Raw genomic sequence first — 18,773 nt, forward strand, 5'->3', positions numbered from 1 at the left:
AAAATAGCGCGGTTAAATGGCGTAGAGTATCGACTATCGATTGCCGATAACCGCCCTCGCCCCCTATAATGGAACGAGTTATCACAGAAATCTTAGGATATGAAGGAGTTTAGCTATGGCTGTAACTAAGCTGGTACTGGTAAGACACGGTGAGAGCCAGTGGAACAACGAAAACCGCTTCACGGGCTGGTACGATGTCGATCTGTCCGACAAAGGTCGTTCAGAAGCGAAAGCCGCCGGTAAGTTACTTAAAGATGAAGGTTTTGCCTTTGACTTTGCTTACACTTCCGTGCTGAAACGTGCTATTCACACGCTGTGGAATATACTGGACGAGCTGGATCAAGCCTGGCTGCCAGTGGAAAAATGCTGGAAACTGAATGAACGTCATTACGGTGCGCTGCAAGGTCTGAACAAAGCAGAAACCGCTGAAAAATACGGTGACGAACAAGTTAAGCAGTGGCGTCGTGGTTTTGCCGTTACGCCGCCGGAACTGACCCGCGATGACGAACGTTTCCCTGGCCACGATCCACGCTACGCTTCTCTGAGCGACAAAGAGCTTCCGCTGACCGAAAGCCTGGCCCTGACCATCGAACGTGTTGTTCCTTACTGGAATGAAACCATCCTGCCACGCATTAAAAGCGGCGAACGCGTCATTATCGCCGCTCACGGCAACTCTCTGCGTGCGCTGGTTAAATACCTGGACAACATGGGCGAAGACGAAATTCTTGAACTGAATATCCCGACCGGCGTGCCGTTGGTTTATGAATTCGATGAAAACTTCAAACCGATCAAACACTACTATCTGGGCAATGCTGACGAAATCGCAGCAAAAGCCGCAGCGGTAGCGAACCAGGGTAAAGCCAAGTAATTACACGGCTTAACCAGTAAAATAAACCCGGCCAGCGCGCCGGGTTTTTTATTACGCGCCGTTCAGCGGTTATTTGCTGCGGCGTGCGCGAACGGCCGTCGCCAACTGACGCAACAATACTTCCGTATCTTCCCAACCGATACAGGCATCCGTCACGCTCTTGCCATAGACCAACGGCTTGCCGCTTTCCAGATTCTGGTTGCCTTCAACCAAAGCGCTTTCGACCATCACGCCCATAATCGCTTTTTCGCCCTGCGCAATCTGGCTGCTGACGTCTTCACACACTTCCATCTGCTTTTTGAACTGCTTACTGCTGTTCGCATGGCTGAAGTCAATCATCACCTGCGGTGACAATCCCGCTTTTTCCAGACCGGCTTTGACCTCTTTAACATGTTCCGCGCTGTAATTCGGCGTCTTGCCGCCACGCAGAATGATATGGCAATCGCCGTTGCCGCTGGTATTAACAATCGCGGAATGCCCCCATTTGGTGACGGACAGGAAACAATGCGGCGCGCTGGCGGCGTTAATCGCGTCAATAGCGACCTTAATGGTGCCGTCAGTGCCATTCTTAAAACCAACCGGGCAGGACAAACCAGAAGCTAACTCGCGGTGTACCTGGGATTCGGTGGTGCGTGCGCCGATCGCTCCCCAGCTCATCAGATCCGCAACGTACTGCGGGGTGATCATATCCAGAAACTCGCCGGCGGCCGGCAAGCCCATGTCGTTAATTTCCAGCAACAGTTGGCGCGCAATGCTCAGCCCATCGTTGATCTGGTAACTATGATCCAGATGAGGATCGTTAATAAGTCCTTTCCAACCCACCGTGGTACGCGGTTTTTCGAAATAAACCCGCATCACCACTTCCAGATCGTCGCTCAATTCCTGACGTAATTTAAGCAGACGGGCGGCATATTCTTTCGCCGCCTTGGGGTCGTGAATAGAACAAGGACCAATAATAACCAGCAGGCGATCGTCATTGCCGTTAAGTATTTTGTGAATGGCGGTACGCGTAAACGAGACAATTTCCGCAGCGCGATCGGTGGCCGGGAATTTTTCCAACAGCGCAACCGGCGGTAAAAGTTCCTTAATGTCTTTGATTCTTAAGTCATCATTTTGGTAATTCATAATAATTCCATCAATTTCAAAACGGTATTTTCAACCCACATCCAACGCGCGCCACCGGCATACAAGATAGCTGATAGATTGAGAAGCGGAGCTGCTCATATTGCAGGTTGACTATTATATGTTAAGCAAGCGACTTAATCGCGCTGAAATCGACTGTGTTTGCATGATCAAATACTGTCAGATACGGATAAGAATACGTTAGCCTGGCGCGGAAATGCCGTCATACGTTACTCAGCGAGATGCCATACCCAGTAGATTTCGGATTGTATCAAGGCGGCGGCCAAATAATAAGACCAACGCAGATGCAATCTGCAAGGCGAAAGGTATAAGCTTATCAGGACACAGCACATTGATTATCAGCAGAATATTTTTTTACTGTCGATTACCGTACAGTGGTAAATCGGCTTATACCCAACGCAGGACAGACGATGGCACATTCGCACAACCACGCAGAATCGGGCAACAGTAAACGGCTGTTAGCTGCATTTATTGTTACCGCGACTTTCATGGTGGCGGAGATTGTTGGCGGTTTATATTCCGGCTCATTGGCCCTGATCGCCGATGCCGGTCATATGTTAACCGATGCCGCCGCGTTGTTCGTGGCTTTATTAGCCGTACGTTTCGCTCAGCGGAAACCCAATGCCCGCCATACGTTTGGCTACTTACGCCTGACCACTCTCGCCGCGTTCGTCAATGCGCTGACCTTGGTGGTCATTACCGCGTTCATATTCTGGGAAGCCATCCAGCGCTTTTATGACCCCCAACCAGTGGCAAGTCTGCCAATGCTGCTTATCGCCATTGCCGGTCTGGTGGCGAATCTTGTTGCGTTCTGGCTGCTGCATCATGGCAGTGAAGAGAAAAATATCAATGTCCGGGCGGCGGCGCTGCATGTACTGGGGGATTTGCTGGGTTCGGTCGGCGCTATCGTCGCCGCGCTGATTATCCTGTTTACCGACTGGACGCCGATTGACCCTATCCTGTCCATTTTGGTGTCCTGCCTGGTGTTACGCAGCGCGTGGGCGCTGATGAAAGAGAGTATTCATGAACTGCTGGAAGGAACGCCGAACCAGATAAGCGTTGATGCACTGAAAAAGGATCTGACCCTCAACATACCGGAAGTCAGAAATATTCATCATGTCCATCTCTGGCAGGTTGGCGAAAAGCCGTTAATGACGCTCCATGCGCAGGTTATTCCGCCTTATGATCATGATGCGTTATTAAACCGTATTCAGGATTATCTGTTGAAACATTATCAGATTGGTCACTCCACGATTCAAATGGAGTACCAGCGCTGTGATGACGACCACTGCGATATCCACCATGCAGAAGACCATCACCACCATCATTAAATTCACGAAAAGCGACTCAGGCGGGAGCCGCTTTATAGATAATGCGAGCGGGTTTTACGCCCCGGCAGATAACGGTGCGGAATGGTTTTCCCGGGCGCTCTTAATCCATAGCCAGGAACCATTCAGTGCGATTAACGTCAGAATGGCGTATTCCACCGCCATCGCGTAAACGCCCTGATAGGCGAAAATCACCACGCAAATCACATCAATAACCACCCACAGCAGCCAATTTTCGACGTATTTACGCGTCATCAGGATCATGGCGACAATCGACAACACCGTCATCGTGGAATCCCAGAATGGGAAAGCGTCCGGCTGCAGATCCGGCATCTGTACGCCTAACCCGAGCATCTGCATACCTGAAACCGCAATACGCGTCAAAGCGGCAAAAAACGCGTCGATGTAAAGCGTCATCAATCCAATCGCGACCACACACACGACGGCCCAACCGATCAGTTTCGATAACGGAAGCCAGCGGATTTTGAGTTCCACTTCATGCGAATCGGTCTTGCGCGTCCAGGCATACCAGCCATAAATATTGGCGGCAAAAAAGAAAAATTGCAGCAACAGGCTGGCGTAGAGCTGAATCTGGAAAAAAATCACCGCAAACAGCGTGACATTAATCAAACCAAACAAATAGTTAATGGTTTTTTCCAGACTTGCCAGCCAGATGCAGAGCAACCCGAATAACGTACCAACCGCCTCTATCCAGGAGAGATCGTATCCGCCTGCGCCTAAAGGGATGTGAACCAAAATATTGCTGGTACTAAAAAAGTCCATCTCGTTATCCTGTCTTAATGATATGCGAATTTATTTTATATCCTTCATCTTGCAAATTGCGGGAATGTTGGCTTCCTGCGCCTTGAAATAGATTGAGAATACAACGGGTGATACATACGGAATCAATAGAAACCATGATTTATCAGGCATTTCCGCGTACACGTAATTTCAATGAAGCGGCGAAGTCGAGCATGCGATTCAGCGGGATCAACGCCCCCTCTCTCAGTGCGGCATCCACATGGATTTCATGCAGGTCGCCCTTCTGCTCCAGGCCGTTGGCAATGGCTTCCAACCCGTTCATCGCCATCCAGGGGCAATGCGCGCAGCTACGGCAGGTCGCCCCTTCGCCCGCGGTCGGCGCTTCCAGCAAGGTTTTCCCCGGGCATGCCTGCTGCATCTTGTAGAAAATACCGCGATCGGTCGCCACAATCATCTCCCGCTGCGGCAGCGTTTTGGCCGCCTGAATCAGCTGACTGGTGGAACCAACGGCATCGGCCATTTCAACCACGCTCTGCGGCGATTCCGGATGCACCAGAATGGCGGCATCAGGATACAGCGCTTTCATTCTCTTTAGAGCCTGAGTTTTAAACTCATCATGAACAATGCAGGCGCCCTGCCAGCATAGTACGTCGGCACCAGTCTGCTTTTGCACATAACTCCCCAAGTGGCGATCCGGCGCCCAGATAATCTTTTTACCCAGACCGTCGAGATGTTCAATCAACTCAACCGCAATACTGGACGTCACCACCCAATCAGCACGCGCCTTTACCGCTGCGGAGGTATTGGCGTACACCACGACGGTGCGATCGGGATGAGCATCGCAAAAACGGCTAAACTCATCGATCGGGCAACCGAGGTCGAGCGAACATTCAGCCTCCAGCGTTGGCATCAACACGGTTTTTTCCGGGCTGAGGATCTTCGCCGTTTCGCCCATGAAACGAACGCCCGCGACCAGCAGCGTTGATGCCGGGTGCGTACTGCCAAAGCGAGCCATCTCCAGCGAATCGGCAACACAGCCGCCCGTTTCCTCTGCCAGAGCTTGAATTTCCGGATCGGTATAGTAATGCGCCACCATCACCGCATTTCTCTGCCGCAGCAGTGTCTTTATCCTGCTACGGTAGTGCTGCTTGGCCTCGGCCGATAATGGCTTTGGCTTTGCAGGAAAAGGATAAATTGCTTCATTGCTATCAAAAAGGATGCTCATTGTGGGTGTCCATGATGACAACTCAGAAATCTGAAACGGCGAAAGCCGCACGATTCAGGTTGTATTGTTTTTTATCCTAAACAAAATAGCGAAAAAAAAGCATGAAGTCGCTCTATTTTTGCGTAAAAACGGCATTTTGTTTATTAGACTTAAAACAAGAATATTGAGTCAGGCACAACGCCTTGCGAATCCGGCGAAGATGAACAACCAGGATGTGGATAAGTCAGCCAAAACCTATGGCGACATGGGAAAGCGATTAGGGCACGCCTGAATCACAACGTATCAGTGACCCAGGCAAACCATTCACGGCGTCAACCAAAAAATCGATGCCAATACAATGAGATAGGAATGACGAGCAGCAACGCCGGCAGAAAATTTACGACGGCGAATAATTTAATCTGTGCAATTCGTAACCCAACCGCAATCATGATCAGACCGCCGCAGGCAGAAAAGTCGCCTAATGTAATCACCGTCATAAACGGCATTATCAACTTGGCGGAAAAAAACAGTAACGCCTGGATAATAAGCTGAGGAATGGCTATCGACATCACCGCAAAACCAAGCGAGATGGAAAAAATCAAAGCGGTAAAAATATCCAGAGCGGATTTAATAATCAGTAACTGGTAGTCGCCGCTTAATCCCTCGGTTAATGCCCCGACCACTCCGGTTCCACTGGCGCAAAACAGCATTATCAGCGCCGTAAAATTCTGCGTGTAGACATCCTGCGGCAAGCGGTGTTCAGGTGTCGGCAGAACACGACTGAGCGCACGTTGGATCATTATCCCGGCTCGCTGAACGCCATATTCCATACGACATAACTCACCGACCGCGACGCCAATGATAATCGCCAATGCAACCGCAGGCAGTTGCTGTACTTTAACAACCAGCGCCACGCCCATGGCTATCGACACCATGGCAAATGCGGGAGGTAGGCCATCCTGTAACCGCTGGGGGATAAATCGCCGAAGTGCTATACCAAGCCCGCCGCCGATAAGGATAGCCGCGCCATTAATCAAAGGACCGATCATAACTTTCCCTAACCACTGCTCATACCACGATTAGATAATCCGTCGTCTCTCAAAGGCGCTACCGTCCATAGCAAGAGCCTAAAGAAATGTAATATACAGCAAACCACGGGATAACGGGAAAATAGGGCCAACGCAGGCGTTGTTAAAAATCGTTCCCGACGATTTTTTCTCACCCGCACGACGTGTGCTACATGAAACTAAGATGATTTATTTTGGGAGAATGGACGATTCAAATAATGGTGGGTCGTGCAGGATTCGAACCTGCGACCAATTGATTAAAAGTCAACTGCTCTACCAACTGAGCTAACGACCCGCAATGCGGAATTACTGAGGATAAATCTGCTACTAAAACTTAATTCTGAAATTGGTGGGTCGTGCAGGATGACTCGGCCTCCGGCCTCGCCCTTCGGGTCAACGCTGTCGCGTTGCTCAAAATCGATGGAGCCGATTTTGTCGAACCTTTTCGGTTCTCATCCTTTACGATTTAAAACCAGTTTCTTAATTCTGAAATTGGTGGGTCGTGCAGGATTCGAACCTGCGACCAATTGATTAAAAGTCAACTGCTCTACCAACTGAGCTAACGACCCAAATTTCATGCTGCTTTAGCGTCTTGCGCTTGCCTTGGCAACGGCGGCATATATTACTAATTTAAATTTTCAGCGCAACCTATTTTCCATAAAAATGACCTAACTGCTTATTCTTCAAACGTTCAGGCACAAAAATCGCGCATAAAGAGCAACTTTTGTACCCGAAGGAAAAGATCACGATGCGGAAAGGCGTTTCTGAGCCTGTTTGGCGCTTTCAGTATTGGGATACATTTTTACCACCTGCTGGTAAACGGCTTTGGCCTTATCCGCCTGACCTTTTTCCTGCATGATCACCCCAACCTTCAGCAAGGCTTCGGCGCTTTTGGGCGATTTAGGGTAGTTTTTTACTACGTTGGCAAAATAGTAGGCCGCATCATCCTTTTTACCCTTGTTGTAATTCAACTGTCCCAACCAGTAGTTGGCATTGGGTTGATAAGTTGAATCCGGGTATTTTTTGACGAAAGCCTGAAATGCGTTGATAGCCTGATCGTACTGTTTTTTCTCCAGTACCAGGGCAACAGCTTCATTGTAATCACTATTCGCATCACCGGTACTGGCCGGCGCGGCGCTATTATCAGCGCCAGCATCCGCATTTGCCCCAGGCGTACCCTGGGCTGGCGTTGCAGCGGAAGACGATGATGAACTTAGTCCATCAATTTGCTGATAGATCTGTTTTTGCCGTTCAACAACCTGATTCAGCTGATACTGGCTTTCCTGAATCTGCCCGCGCAGATTATCAATATCACGCTGCGTATCGGAGAGCTGTTGCTGAAGTTGGGTTAAAACCTGGCTGTGAGCGTTAGAAATCCGCTCCAATTGCGTGACTCGATCATCTACCGAGCCTGAGCCGACATTACTGATTGGCGCTGCCTGGACGGTAGCGGCCCAGGGGGCCGCTACGCCAACCAGTAACGACAGACCCAATAAGCGATGTCTGAAGTTACTGCTCATGCGATTCTCTTAATAGACCAGAACGGCACGACGGTTTTTGGCATATGCCGCTTCGTCATGACCCAGAACGGCCGGTTTTTCTTTACCGTAAGATACGATAGAGATTTGATCAGAAGAAACGCCTTTACCCTGCAGGTACATTTGCACCGCATTGGCACGACGTTCACCCAGAGCAATGTTATATTCCGGCGTACCGCGTTCATCCGCATGACCTTCGATGGTCACTTTGTAAGACGGGTTGCTACGCAGGAATGCGGCGTGCGCGTCCAGCATTTGGGCGAAATCAGAGCGGATATCGTACTTATCCAGATCGAAGTATACGATATTGTTACGCTGTAATTCCTGCATCTGCAGACGAGCCTGCTCAGAAGAAGAGGCGCCGCCATTCTCAAAACCGCTACCGTCAGCAGCACCGATGGAAGATTGGTCACTGCCCGCATTCTTATTAGAACTACATGCGGCAACTGCCAGTACCGGCAGAGCCAACATCAGGCCTTTCAGCACTTTATTGAATTGCATCTCTTTGTGTCCTTAAATAGTTTATTGTACATATCTGCACTTATAGATACGGCGACCAGGCAGGCGATTTAACCTGTCCATCAGTGGCCGGAAGACGCGCTTTGAAACGCCCATCAGTCGAAACTATCTGTAACACGGAACCCAGCCCTTGTTTAGAGCTATAGATAACCATGGTGCCATTAGGTGCGATACTTGGCGTTTCGTCCAGGAACGTGTCCGTTAATACTTGCACGGCCCCCGTTTCCAGATCCTGCTTGGCAATATGCTGAACTCCGCTATTGGAACTCACCATTACCAGAAATTTACCGTCGGCGCTCACTTCAGAGTCCTGATTTTGGGCACCTTCCCAAGTCAGACGTTGAGGCGAACCGCCGTTCACATTCATTTTATAAACCTGGGGACGTCCAGCCTGATCCGAAGTATAGGCCAAGGTCTGGCTATCCGGGAACCAGCTAGGTTCCGTGTTGTTGCTGCGTCCGTCGGTTATCTGGCTCATTTGACCAGAAGCCAGATTCATCACATACAAATTCAGACTGCCGCTCTTGGACAATGCAAACGCCAGTTTGCTGCCGTCTGGTGAAAACGACGGCGCGCCGTTATGACGCGGGAACGAAGCAACCTGTCTGATAGCGCCGTTTGCCAACGTTTGGATAACCAGTGCGGAACGGCCGCTTTCGAACGTCACATAGGCCAGTTTGCTGCCATCCGGCGACCAGGTTGGCGACATTAACGGCTCCGGAGAACGATGAACCGTAAACTGGTTGTAACCATCATAGTCCGATACGCGCAATTCATAAGGGAACTGACCGCCGTTGGTTTGCACCACATAGGCGATACGCGTGCGGAACGCGCCCTTGATGCCGGTCAGTTTTTCAAAAGCCTCATCACTGGCGGTATGTGCGGCATAACGCAACCACTGCTTCGTTACCTTGAACTGGTTCTGCGCTAATACGCTCCCCGGATTACCGGAGGTATCAACCAGTTGGTAAGAAATAACGTAGCTGCCGTCAGCGCTGGGCTGTACCTGGCCAACAATAACCGCATCGATACCCAGGGCGGTCCAGGCTGCTGGCGTCACTTCCGATGCGGTAGCCGGTTGCTGAGGCATACGACTGGCATCAATAGGATTGAATTTACCGCTGTTGCGCAAATCGGCGCCGACAATACCGCCGATGTCTTCAGGCGCTGAACCCGGCCCCGCCCATTTAAAAGGGACGACGCCGATGGGGCGCGCGGAGTCCACCCCTTGGGTAATCTCTATGCGTACTTCGGCATGCAGCACCGTTGCCCACAGCATTAAAAGACTTAATGCGACTTTAAGTACCTGCTTCATTTAATCTCCCTTATCCAGACGCAATGTCTGCGATAATTAGCAGAATTTTAACAAAAACAAACCAATGTCAACAAAACACTATAACCTGGTTTGTTTACCATAGTAATAATCTTAAACCTATATCGGTAAACAGCCCGGTTACTGCGGTTTAAAGTCTATCGGCGCATTTTTGAAAGCCTCATAAACATCTGAACTTGGCGGTTTCGGGATCCTCGCCTGCTTTGCCGCTGCAATCGCAGCCTGACACAAGGCAGGATCGCCGCCTTCAGCATTCACATCGATCAGCAAGCCATCCGGAGCAAGCTTGATACGCAATGTGCAAGTCCGTCCTTTATAAAGCTGCCAATCATAAAACTTGTTTTGGATCGCCGCCCGAACCTGGCTGCCATAGCTATCCAATGCCGCGCCGGACGCGCCGCTGCGACTGTTGTTTCCAGCACCGGCCGGCGCACCGCCGCCTGATTTGGGCGCATTTTTGGATGAGGCCAATCCGCCCAGCAAATCATCAACGGCGCTATCCTGCTTAGCCGCCTCCGCTGCCGCTCTCTTTTTCTCATCGGCCGCTTTTTTGGCTGCTGCGGCGGCTTCCGCCTTCTTCGCTGCCTCAGCCGCTGCCTTTTGCTTAGCCGCTTCCGCCGCTGTCTTTTGTTTGGCTAACTCGGCGGCTTTTGCCGCTTCCGCTTTAGCGGCTTCGTCCGCTTTCTGCTTGGCTGCCGCCGCAGCAGCGGCTTTGGCTTCCTCTTCGGCTTTTTTCTTTGCAGCGGCGGCGGCCGCCGCTTGCCGCTGAATTTCTTCTTCGGCTTTTCTCTTTGCTTCAGCCGCGGCTTTCGCCTGTTGTTCCGCTTCGGCCTTTGCTTTCGCCGCCGCCGCTTCAGCCTGTTTCTGCTGCTCTTTAGCCTGTTGCGCGGCCTCTTCAGCCTGTTTGCGCTGCTGCTCCTGCGCCAACGTCTGTTGTTTAGCCTCTTCCTGTGCCTGCAGGCGCTCTTTTTCCAACTCTTTCAACCGCTGTTGTTCCGCCGCCTGCTTCTGCTGCAGTTCTTCAGCCTGCTGTTCGGCCTGTTTCTTGCGTAACTGCTCGGCACGCTGAGCGTCGCTTTGCTGCTGTTGCTGACGGTTGTATTGCTCGACAACGGCACTAGGATCGACCATGACGGCATCAATTGATGAGCCGCCTCCGCCGCCTCCGCTGGCATCCATCGTTTGAGTAAACGAACTCCAGACCAGCAAAGCAATCAGTATGACATGCAGAACGGCCGAAATAATCACGGCACGTTTCAACTTGTCGTTTTGTTCGGTTGCTTTTAGCACAATCGATTCCCAAAAACAGTATTGCCAGAAATATACCCGACGTTCATCTCGCTGATTCAGATCGGTTGCGTCATCAGCCCAACGGATTTCACCCCGGCCTGGTGCAACAGGTTCAGTGCTTTAATAATTTCATCATAAGGAACATCTTTTGCACCGCCAATCAAAAATACCGCCTTCGGGTTTGCCGCCAGACGCGCCTGAGCTTCAGCAACCACCTGTTCCGCCGGCAGTTGGTCCATCCGTTGCTGTTCAATGACCAGGCTGTATTGTCCGACGCCTGATACTTCAACAATCACCGGAGGGTTATCATTACTGGAAACCGTTTGGGAATCCGTTGCCTCCGGCAGATCAACTTCAACGCTCTGCGTGATAATCGGTGCGGTTGCCATGAAGATCAACAGCAGCACCAACAGCACATCCAGCAGCGGAACAATGTTGATTTCGGACTTCAGTTCACGACGACCTCTGCGTAGTCGAGCCATGATCCCCCCTGATTATTTACTGCTATCGCTGGAGAAAGCCTGACGATGCAGGATGGCAAGGAACTCTTCCATAAAGTTATCGTAATTCTGTTCCAGCTTGTTTACCCGCTGATTAAGGCGGTTATACGCCATAACGGCGGGAATCGCCGCAAACAGACCGATAGCCGTCGCAATCAACGCTTCAGCGATACCAGGCGCAACCATTTGTAACGTTGCCTGCTTCACCGCGCCCAACGCGATAAACGCGTGCATAATGCCCCAAACGGTGCCAAACAGGCCGATATACGGACTGATGGACCCCACGGTGCCCAGAAACGGGATGTGCGTTTCCAATGCTTCCAGCTCACGATTCATGGAAATGCGCATCGCCCGGGATGCGCCTTCGACGACCGCCTCCGGCGCATGGCTGTTCGCTCGATGCAGACGTGCAAACTCTTTGAACCCGGAATAAAAGATTTGTTCTGTTCCCGTCAGCATATCGCGGCGGGTCTGGCTTTCCTGATACAAACGAGACAGCTCGATACCCGACCAAAATTTATCTTCGAATGCTTCCGCATCACGCGTCGCCGCATTCAGGATTCGGGTTCGCTGGATGATAATCGCCCAGGAAGCTATGGAAAAACAGATTAAAATCAGCATGATTAGTTTGACCAGAAGGCTTGCCTTCAGGAACAAATCAAGAATGTTCATGTCAGTCACTGCTTAAACTCCGCGACAATAGACTTAGGAAGCGCGATGGGCTTCATTTGATGTGGATCGATACATGCGATCAAAACGTCAGCCTGACTCAGTAATTTGCCATCTGAATTAAGAATGCGCTGTAAAAAAGTCAGAGAGGCGCCACGTATCGAAACGATTTCGCTTTGCACCTCCAACAGATCGTCAAGACGCGCTGGAGCATAATACTCCACCGCCATTCGGCGAACGGCAAAAGCGACATGCTCACTCATTAAGGCTTGCTGATGAAAATTGTGTTCACGCAACATTTCTGTCCTCGCCCTTTCATAAAAGGCGATATAGCGTGCATGATAGACAACACCACCTGCATCAGTGTCTTCAAAGTAGACCCGAACTGGCCAGCAGAACAACGTATTACTCACTCTACATCCCGGCAATGCTATAAACATCGCTACTATACGCAAGAGAAATGAGGTTGGGAATGGATTGCAACAATGGAAAGAAAATAATTATGGGTTGCAGGCAACCCATAACCAAATGGAATAGACGATAGGGCTAACGGAAGAAATGGTAGAGTCCGAGCGCCAGGATCGCCAGGGCCGGAAGCGGACTGAAAAACGCCCGCCAGCGCAGCCGCCGAGGGCGGAATCCGACGCCATGAACAACCCCCGCACAAACGGCCCAAATCAGCAGAAAACCCTGCCAGACCGCGAGTTCGCTGGTTCTTGCCGCAAAACGGGAAGGATCCCAGAAAACGCATCCGGCAGCCGCCAGCGCCATGATAAGGGAAAGAGCCCGAAGCGGGCTCTTATCCATCAAACGATACAACCTATCGACCAAATCACTCATTGAGTTTCATCTTCGGTCTTTTGACTTGCCTCGCTCTGCTCAAGCGCCAGGGCTGTAATGATCCCCAGTGAACAAGCAAGAAGCGTTCCGAGTATCCAGGCAAAATACCACATAAATTAAGCTCCTTACTTAGTACATTGAGTGCGTGTTTTGCTCAATCTGTTCTTTGGTGATCCGTCCGAACATTTTGTAGTAACACCACGCGGTATAAGACAGCACAATCGGGACAAAGATAATCGCCACCACCGTCATCACTTTCAGCGTCAGCAGACTTGAAGTCGCATCCCACATGGTCAAGCTGACATTAGGCATGGTGACCGACGGCATAATGAAGGGGAACATCGCCACTCCGGCAGTCAGAATCACGCACGCGATGGTCAGCGAAGAGAACAGGAACGCCATTGCGCCCTTTTCCATCCGCGCCATGAGGGTAGTCAACAGCGGCAATATCACGCCCAACAGCGGGATTACCCACAGAACCGGGTAATTGTTGAAGTTAATCAACCAAGCGCCAGCCTGATGCGCAACTTCTTTATGCAGCGGGTTCGACTCAGCCGCCGTATTCAAGGCGGAAGTCACGACATAACCATCAATGCCGTAAATCACCCAAATACCGGCCAGTGCGAACGCCACCAGCATGACCAGAGCGGAAATCTGTGCGACGGACTTGGCGCGAACGTGCAGATCGCCATTGGTACGCATCATCAGATAGGTGGCGCCATGGGCCACAATCATCGTCAGGCTGACCACACCAGCCAGTAACCCAAACGGATTCAGAAGCTGGAAGAAGTTGCCGGTATAGTACAGGCGCAGATATTCGTCGACATGGAACGGAACGCCCTGCAACAGGTTGCCAAAGGCCACGCCAATCACCACCGGCGGAACGAAACTGCCGATGAAGATGCCCCAGTCCCACATACCGCGCCAGCGTGGATCTTCGATTTTTGAACGATAGTCAAAACCGACAGGGCGGAAGAACAACGACGCCAGAACCAGGATCATCGCAATATAAAAACCGGAAAACGCGGCGGCGTAAACCATCGGCCAGGCGGCAAACAGCGCGCCGCCGGCGGTGATCAACCATACCTGGTTTCCGTCCCAGTGCGGGGCGATACTGTTGATCATCACACGGCGATCGGTATCACTCCGTCCCATCAGACGAACCAATATCCCCACGCCCATGTCAAAACCATCGGTGACGGCAAAACCAATCAGCAGGATGCCGATCAACAGCCACCAGATAAATCGTAATACTTCATATTCAAACATAGTGGACTCCTGTTTACCGTGCTTCCTGCGCGACCGCTATCGGCTGCTCAAAATGGTAGCGACCCGTTTTCAGGCTGCTTGGCCCCAGACGCGCAAATTTGAACATCAGATACATTTCCGCAATCAGGAACAGCGTATACAGACCGCAGATCAGCCCCATGGAGAACAGGATGTCGCCCGCGGTCAGTGATGAGTTCGCAACCGCGGTCGGCAGTATTTCGCCGATAGCCCAAGGCTGACGGCCATACTCGGCAACGAACCAACCCGCTTCTACGGCGATCCACGGCAGAGGAATACCGTACAGCGCGATGCGGTGCAGCCATTTTTTCTCGCCGATTTTGCCGCGCAGCACGGTCCAGAAAGAAAGACCGATGATAAGCAGCATCAGAACGCCGCACGCCACCATGATACGGAAAGAGAAATACAGCGGTGCGACACGAGGGATAGAATCCTTCGTCGCCTGTTGAATTTGCGCTTCAGTCGCGTCAGAAACTTTCGGCGTATAGCGCTTCAGCAGCATGCCATAGCCCAGATCCTGCTTGGACTCGTTAAACGCTTCTCTGATCGCAGGATCGGTATTCCCGGCACGGAGCTCTTCCAGAAGCTGATAGGCTTTCATGCCATTACGGATACGCACTTCGTGCTGCTCCATCAGTTCTTTCAGCCCGGTAACCTGCTTATCGGTGGAACGCGTCACAATCAATCCCATCAGATAAGGGATACGGATCGCATAATCGTTTTCCAAGGTATCCTGGTTAGGAATACCAATCAGCGTAAAGGACGCCGGCGCGGGTTGAGTCTCCCATTCGGCTTCAATAGCGGCCAGTTTGGTTTTCTGCACGTCGCCCATTTCATAGCCGGACTCATCGCCCAGTACGATAACGGATAGAACAGAAGCAAGACCGAAGCTGGCGGCGATAGCGAAGGAACGCTTGGCAAAAGCAATGTCGCGCCCTTTCAGCAGATAGTAGGAACTGATGCCGAGAATGAACATCGCGCCGGTACAATAGCCTGCGGCGACCGTGTGAACGAATTTCACCTGAGCAACCGGGTTCAACACCAGATCGGCAAAACTCACCATTTCCATACGCATGGTTTCAAAGTTGAAATCAGAGGCGATAGGGTTTTGCATCCAGCCGTTTGCCACCAGAATCCACAGCGCGGAGAAGTTGGAACCCAACGCCACCAGCCAGGTAACCGCCATATGCTGAACTTTTCCCAAACGATCCCAGCCGAAAAAGAACAGACCAACAAAGGTGGATTCAAGGAAGAACGCCATCAAGCCTTCAATGGCGAGCGGAGCACCGAAGATATCCCCGACATAATGCGAAAAATATGACCAGTTGGTGCCAAACTGAAATTCCATCGTCAGCCCGGTGGCAACGCCCAGAGCAAAGTTAATTGCAAATAACTTGCCCCAGAATTTAGTCATATCTTTATAGATTTGTTTGCCAGACAGCACATATACCGTTTCCATAATCGCCAGCAAAAACGCCATCCCCAGCGTTAATGGTACGAATAGAAAATGGTACATTGCGGTTAAGGCAAACTGTAAGCGTGACAGTTCGACTATATCAAACATCTTGACTCCTTGCTCCTCGCAGGAAGGTTTTAGCTTGTAACATCTAACAAGCCACTAAACACCCGGCAGTAAACACCCAAAAAGAACACAACAGAAATTGCTTCAGCACAGGCTTAAAGAACGCCGCAAAATCACCCGGCGAATCCAACAGCAAGCCAAAGAAAAATCACAAATATTACAAGTATCTTATCCTAAAGATAGAGTATCGCTATATTACGCCTGTAATCCCATACAATAAATAGGTTTTTACGTGACTCAGATTGGGTTTTTGGTTTCAAATCAACTTTGGGGATAAAGCAGATCTCACGCAATAATTGATTTGGCGCAATTTAAGCGTATTTCTTAAAATATATCCATAGTCAAATGTTGATCTAAAACAAATTAGCCTCTCCTTGTTAATTAACGGGTTATAATGATTTCATATTAACCACATTTGTTAAAATAGTGTGACTTATTAGTTTAAAATAAATTTAATTCTGTAATGTATTTTTTACTTTGACATCCTAAATTCAATCTTTTTAATGTTCTTATTCATTCACCGTATCTATCATTCGCGCGGTATTTAATGAATTAATCCCGCATCATTAATTGCTACAAAATTGTTGTAATTATTTAACAATAATCATTAGCGCTTGGAACAGGCTGAATGTATTAATATTTCGCCATAAAAAATCGCCGGGAGCGATTTTAAACGTCGTCTGCGACGGCCCGCCATAAAAAAAGCCACCCTATGTAACAGGTGGCTAAACATGTCGAACGTTGAAATCAATTGGTCATAACATCGGTTTGTTATAACCAAATTATCGGTAGAGTACGCTTTTTACCGCATCGCCGATATCGGCCAGACTACGCACCGTTTTCACCCCGGCGGCTTCCAGCGCGGCAAACTTCTCATCGGCGGTGCCTTTGCCGCCGGCGATAATCGCCCCGGCATGCCCCATCCGCTTACCTTTAGGTGCGGTAACGCCCGCAATGTAGCTGACGACGGGTTTCGTCACGTGCTCTTTGATGTATTCGGCGGCTTCCTCTTCAGCCGTTCCGCCGATCTCGCCGATCATGACAATCGCTTCAGTCTGCGGATCCTGCTCAAACAGCTGTAAAATATCAATGAAGCTGGAGCCGGGAATAGGATCGCCGCCGATCCCTACACAGCTAGACTGACCCAGCCCGGCATCGGTGGTCTGTTTTACCGCTTCGTAGGTCAAGGTGCCGGAACGGGAAACAATACCGACTTTTCCCGGTAGATGGATATGGCCGGGCATGATACCGACTTTGCACTCGCCGGGTGTGATAACCCCCGGGCAGTTCGGGCCGATCATTCGCACGCCGCATTCATCCAGCTTGACCTTAACCACCAGCATATCCAGCGTCGGAATCCCCTCGGTAATGCAAATGATCAGCTCAATACCGGCATCAATGGCTTCCAGAATCGAGTCTTTGCAAAACGGCGCAGGCACGTAGATAACAGAGACCGTCGCACCAGTAGCCTTGATAGCTTCATGCACGGTATTAAAAACCGGTAATCCCAAATGTTCGGTGCCGCCTTTACCCGGCGTTACGCCTCCCACTAGCTGTGTGCCGTAAGCAAGCGCTTGCTCGGAGTGAAAGGTCCCCTGACTGCCGGTAAAGCCCTGGCAAATAACTCTGGTGTCTTTATTAATCAGAATGGACATTTATTTATCCCCCGTTGCTGCAACGGCTTGCTGAGCCGCATCGATCAAGCTGGCAGCGGCAATAATATTAAGACCGCTATCCGCCAGCTTCCGGGCGCCCAGATCCGCGTTGTTCCCTTCCAGACGCACAACAACCGGTACGCCAACGCCCACTTCCGCAACGGCGCCGATGATGCCGTCCGCGATCAGATCGCAACGCACGATACCACCAAAGATATTGACCAATACGGCCTTGACGTTGTCATCAGACAGGATGATTTTGAACGCTTCCGTCACGCGTTCCTTGGTGGCGCCGCCTCCGACATCAAGGAAGTTGGCTGGCGCCCCGCCGTGCAACTTGACGATATCCATCGTTCCCATCGCCAGACCGGCGCCATTCACCATACAGCCGATGTTTCCGTCCAGCGCCACATAGTTCAGTTCCCACTGGGCGGCATGGGCTTCGCGGGGATCTTCCTGAGTCGGATCTTGCATTTCGCGCAATTCAGGCTGACGGAACAGCGCGTTACCGTCTACCGCCAGTTTGCCGTCCAGACAGATCAGATCGCCCTGTTTGGTGATAACCAGCGGATTAATCTCCACCAGCGACAAATCACGTTCCAGAAACATCGTCGCCAGCCCCATGAAAATTTTGCTGAACTGCGCGACCTGCTTACCGCTTAAGCCCATTTTGAAGGCCAGTTCGCGCCCCTGATAGGGCTGAGGCCCGGTCAGCGGATCCAATACGGCACGGTGGATTCGTTCCGGGGTCTTTTCGGCGACTTTTTCAATTTCCACCCCGCCTTCCGTGGATGCCATAAACACCACGCGACGGCTGCCGCGGTCAACAACTGCGCCCAGATAGAGTTCTTTATCAATGTCGGTCGCCTCTTCCACCAAAATCTGGTGAACCGGTTGACCAAGCGCATCTGTCTGATAGGTAATCAGATTCTTGCCCAGCCAACTTTCAGCAAACGCCCGGATGTCTTCCTTATTGCTGACGACCTTAACTCCGCCCGCTTTACCCCTTCCCCCGGCGTGAACCTGGCATTTTACCACCCATGGACCCGCACCAATTTTTGATGCGGCCTCTTCCGCCTCACGCGGCGTAGTACAGGCATAGCCGACCGGCGCCGGTAACCCATATCGAGCAAAAAGTTGTTTTGCCTGATATTCATGTAAATTCATGATGTTCTATCCATTCAGGTT

General features: G+C 50.9%; 19 protein-coding genes, 2 tRNA genes and 1 other RNA gene. 2 read left to right on the forward strand and 20 right to left on the reverse strand.

Translation table 11 applies throughout. The features are described from left to right. Positions 1 to 115: 115 nt before the first annotated feature. Positions 116 to 868, forward strand: a complete 753-nt coding sequence (gpmA, locus tag ACN28R_RS12035) for a 2,3-diphosphoglycerate-dependent phosphoglycerate mutase (protein WP_048635620.1) — start codon at positions 116 to 118, stop codon at positions 866 to 868. 69 nt (positions 869 to 937) lie between these two features. On the opposite strand, the gene aroG is transcribed toward gpmA, so the two are convergent. Then, positions 938 to 1,993, reverse strand: a complete 1,056-nt coding sequence (gene aroG / locus ACN28R_RS12040; protein WP_048635621.1) for a 3-deoxy-7-phosphoheptulonate synthase AroG — start codon at positions 1,991 to 1,993, stop codon at positions 938 to 940. 428 nt (positions 1,994 to 2,421) lie between these two features. Here aroG and zitB point away from each other — a divergent pair, with 428 nt between their 5' ends. After that, positions 2,422 to 3,342 carry a CDF family zinc transporter ZitB gene (zitB, locus tag ACN28R_RS12045; protein WP_048635622.1) on the forward strand — a complete coding sequence of 307 codons (921 nt, stop codon included), beginning with the start codon at positions 2,422 to 2,424 and terminating at the stop codon, positions 3,340 to 3,342. 54 nt (positions 3,343 to 3,396) lie between these two features. Here zitB and pnuC read toward each other — a convergent pair whose 3' ends face one another. The 19 genes from pnuC to sucC form a co-directional block, all read right to left on the reverse strand. Beyond that, on the reverse strand, positions 3,397 to 4,122 hold the full coding sequence (gene pnuC, locus ACN28R_RS12050; protein WP_048635623.1) for a nicotinamide riboside transporter PnuC: 726 nt from the start codon (positions 4,120 to 4,122) through the stop codon (positions 3,397 to 3,399). A gap of 142 nt (positions 4,123 to 4,264) precedes the next feature. Beyond that, positions 4,265 to 5,326 (reverse strand): quinolinate synthase NadA, encoded by a 1,062-nt coding sequence (nadA, locus tag ACN28R_RS12055; protein WP_048635624.1) that lies wholly within the window; start codon positions 5,324 to 5,326, stop codon positions 4,265 to 4,267. A 311-nt stretch (positions 5,327 to 5,637) separates the two neighbouring features. Next, the gene (locus ACN28R_RS12060) at positions 5,638 to 6,354 is read right to left on the reverse strand and encodes a DUF554 domain-containing protein (RefSeq protein WP_095834536.1); all 717 of its coding nucleotides are present in this window, start codon (positions 6,352 to 6,354) and stop codon (positions 5,638 to 5,640) included. 237 nt (positions 6,355 to 6,591) lie between these two features. After that, positions 6,592 to 6,667, reverse strand: a tRNA-Lys gene (locus ACN28R_RS12065). Between the two features lie 52 nt (positions 6,668 to 6,719). Then, positions 6,720 to 6,849: non-coding RNA, RtT sRNA (locus ACN28R_RS12070), on the reverse strand. Positions 6,850 to 6,865: 16 nt separating this feature from the next. Continuing rightward, positions 6,866 to 6,941: transfer RNA gene (locus tag ACN28R_RS12075), tRNA-Lys, on the reverse strand. Between the two features lie 174 nt (positions 6,942 to 7,115). Next, positions 7,116 to 7,892 carry a cell division protein CpoB gene (gene cpoB, locus ACN28R_RS12080; RefSeq protein ID WP_095834537.1) on the reverse strand — a complete coding sequence of 259 codons (777 nt, stop codon included), beginning with the start codon at positions 7,890 to 7,892 and terminating at the stop codon, positions 7,116 to 7,118. Between the two features lie 9 nt (positions 7,893 to 7,901). Continuing rightward, positions 7,902 to 8,411 carry a peptidoglycan-associated lipoprotein Pal gene (pal, locus tag ACN28R_RS12085; protein ID WP_048635628.1) on the reverse strand — a complete coding sequence of 170 codons (510 nt, stop codon included), beginning with the start codon at positions 8,409 to 8,411 and terminating at the stop codon, positions 7,902 to 7,904. Between the two features lie 40 nt (positions 8,412 to 8,451). Further along, complete coding sequence (gene tolB / locus ACN28R_RS12090) at positions 8,452 to 9,744, reverse strand: Tol-Pal system beta propeller repeat protein TolB (protein ID WP_048635629.1); 1,293 nt, start codon at positions 9,742 to 9,744, stop codon at positions 8,452 to 8,454. Positions 9,745 to 9,882: 138 nt separating this feature from the next. Beyond that, entirely contained in the window at positions 9,883 to 11,052 is a 1,170-nt protein-coding gene (gene tolA / locus ACN28R_RS12095; RefSeq protein ID WP_048635630.1) for a cell envelope integrity protein TolA, read from the reverse strand. Between the two features lie 56 nt (positions 11,053 to 11,108). After that, positions 11,109 to 11,534: a colicin uptake protein TolR gene (tolR, locus tag ACN28R_RS12100; RefSeq protein ID WP_048635631.1), complete on the reverse strand. Its 426-nt coding sequence runs from the start codon at positions 11,532 to 11,534 to the stop codon at positions 11,109 to 11,111. A gap of 12 nt (positions 11,535 to 11,546) precedes the next feature. Then, positions 11,547 to 12,233: a Tol-Pal system protein TolQ gene (gene tolQ / locus ACN28R_RS12105; RefSeq protein WP_048635632.1), complete on the reverse strand. Its 687-nt coding sequence runs from the start codon at positions 12,231 to 12,233 to the stop codon at positions 11,547 to 11,549. Beyond that, a complete protein-coding gene (ybgC, locus tag ACN28R_RS12110; RefSeq protein WP_048635633.1) occupies positions 12,230 to 12,634 on the reverse strand; it encodes a tol-pal system-associated acyl-CoA thioesterase in 405 nt (134 codons plus the stop codon). The genes tolQ and ybgC overlap by 4 nt, the downstream gene beginning before the upstream one ends. A 133-nt stretch (positions 12,635 to 12,767) precedes the next feature. Next, positions 12,768 to 13,061, reverse strand: a complete 294-nt coding sequence (gene ybgE / locus ACN28R_RS12115) for a cyd operon protein YbgE (RefSeq protein ID WP_048635634.1) — start codon at positions 13,059 to 13,061, stop codon at positions 12,768 to 12,770. Then, positions 13,058 to 13,174, reverse strand: coding sequence for a cytochrome bd-I oxidase subunit CydX (cydX, locus tag ACN28R_RS12120; protein ID WP_072065791.1), 117 nt, complete (start codon positions 13,172 to 13,174; stop codon positions 13,058 to 13,060). Before cydX ends, ybgE begins: the two co-directional genes overlap by 4 nt. 16 nt (positions 13,175 to 13,190) lie before the next feature. Continuing rightward, entirely contained in the window at positions 13,191 to 14,330 is a 1,140-nt protein-coding gene (gene cydB, locus ACN28R_RS12125; protein WP_095834538.1) for a cytochrome d ubiquinol oxidase subunit II, read from the reverse strand. Positions 14,331 to 14,343: 13 nt separating this feature from the next. Beyond that, on the reverse strand, positions 14,344 to 15,912 hold the full coding sequence (gene cydA / locus ACN28R_RS12130; protein WP_048635636.1) for a cytochrome ubiquinol oxidase subunit I: 1,569 nt from the start codon (positions 15,910 to 15,912) through the stop codon (positions 14,344 to 14,346). An 800-nt stretch (positions 15,913 to 16,712) separates the two neighbouring features. Beyond that, positions 16,713 to 17,585, reverse strand: coding sequence for a succinate--CoA ligase subunit alpha (gene sucD, locus ACN28R_RS12135; protein WP_048635637.1), 873 nt, complete (start codon positions 17,583 to 17,585; stop codon positions 16,713 to 16,715). Then, entirely contained in the window at positions 17,586 to 18,752 is a 1,167-nt protein-coding gene (sucC, locus tag ACN28R_RS12140) for an ADP-forming succinate--CoA ligase subunit beta (RefSeq protein ID WP_048635638.1), read from the reverse strand. It abuts the gene before it with no gap. Positions 18,753 to 18,773: the final 21 nt, after the last annotated feature.

The sequence above is a fragment of the Brenneria goodwinii genome, assembly GCF_002291445.1.
In the GTDB taxonomy this organism is placed as follows: domain Bacteria; phylum Pseudomonadota; class Gammaproteobacteria; order Enterobacterales; family Enterobacteriaceae; genus Brenneria; species Brenneria goodwinii.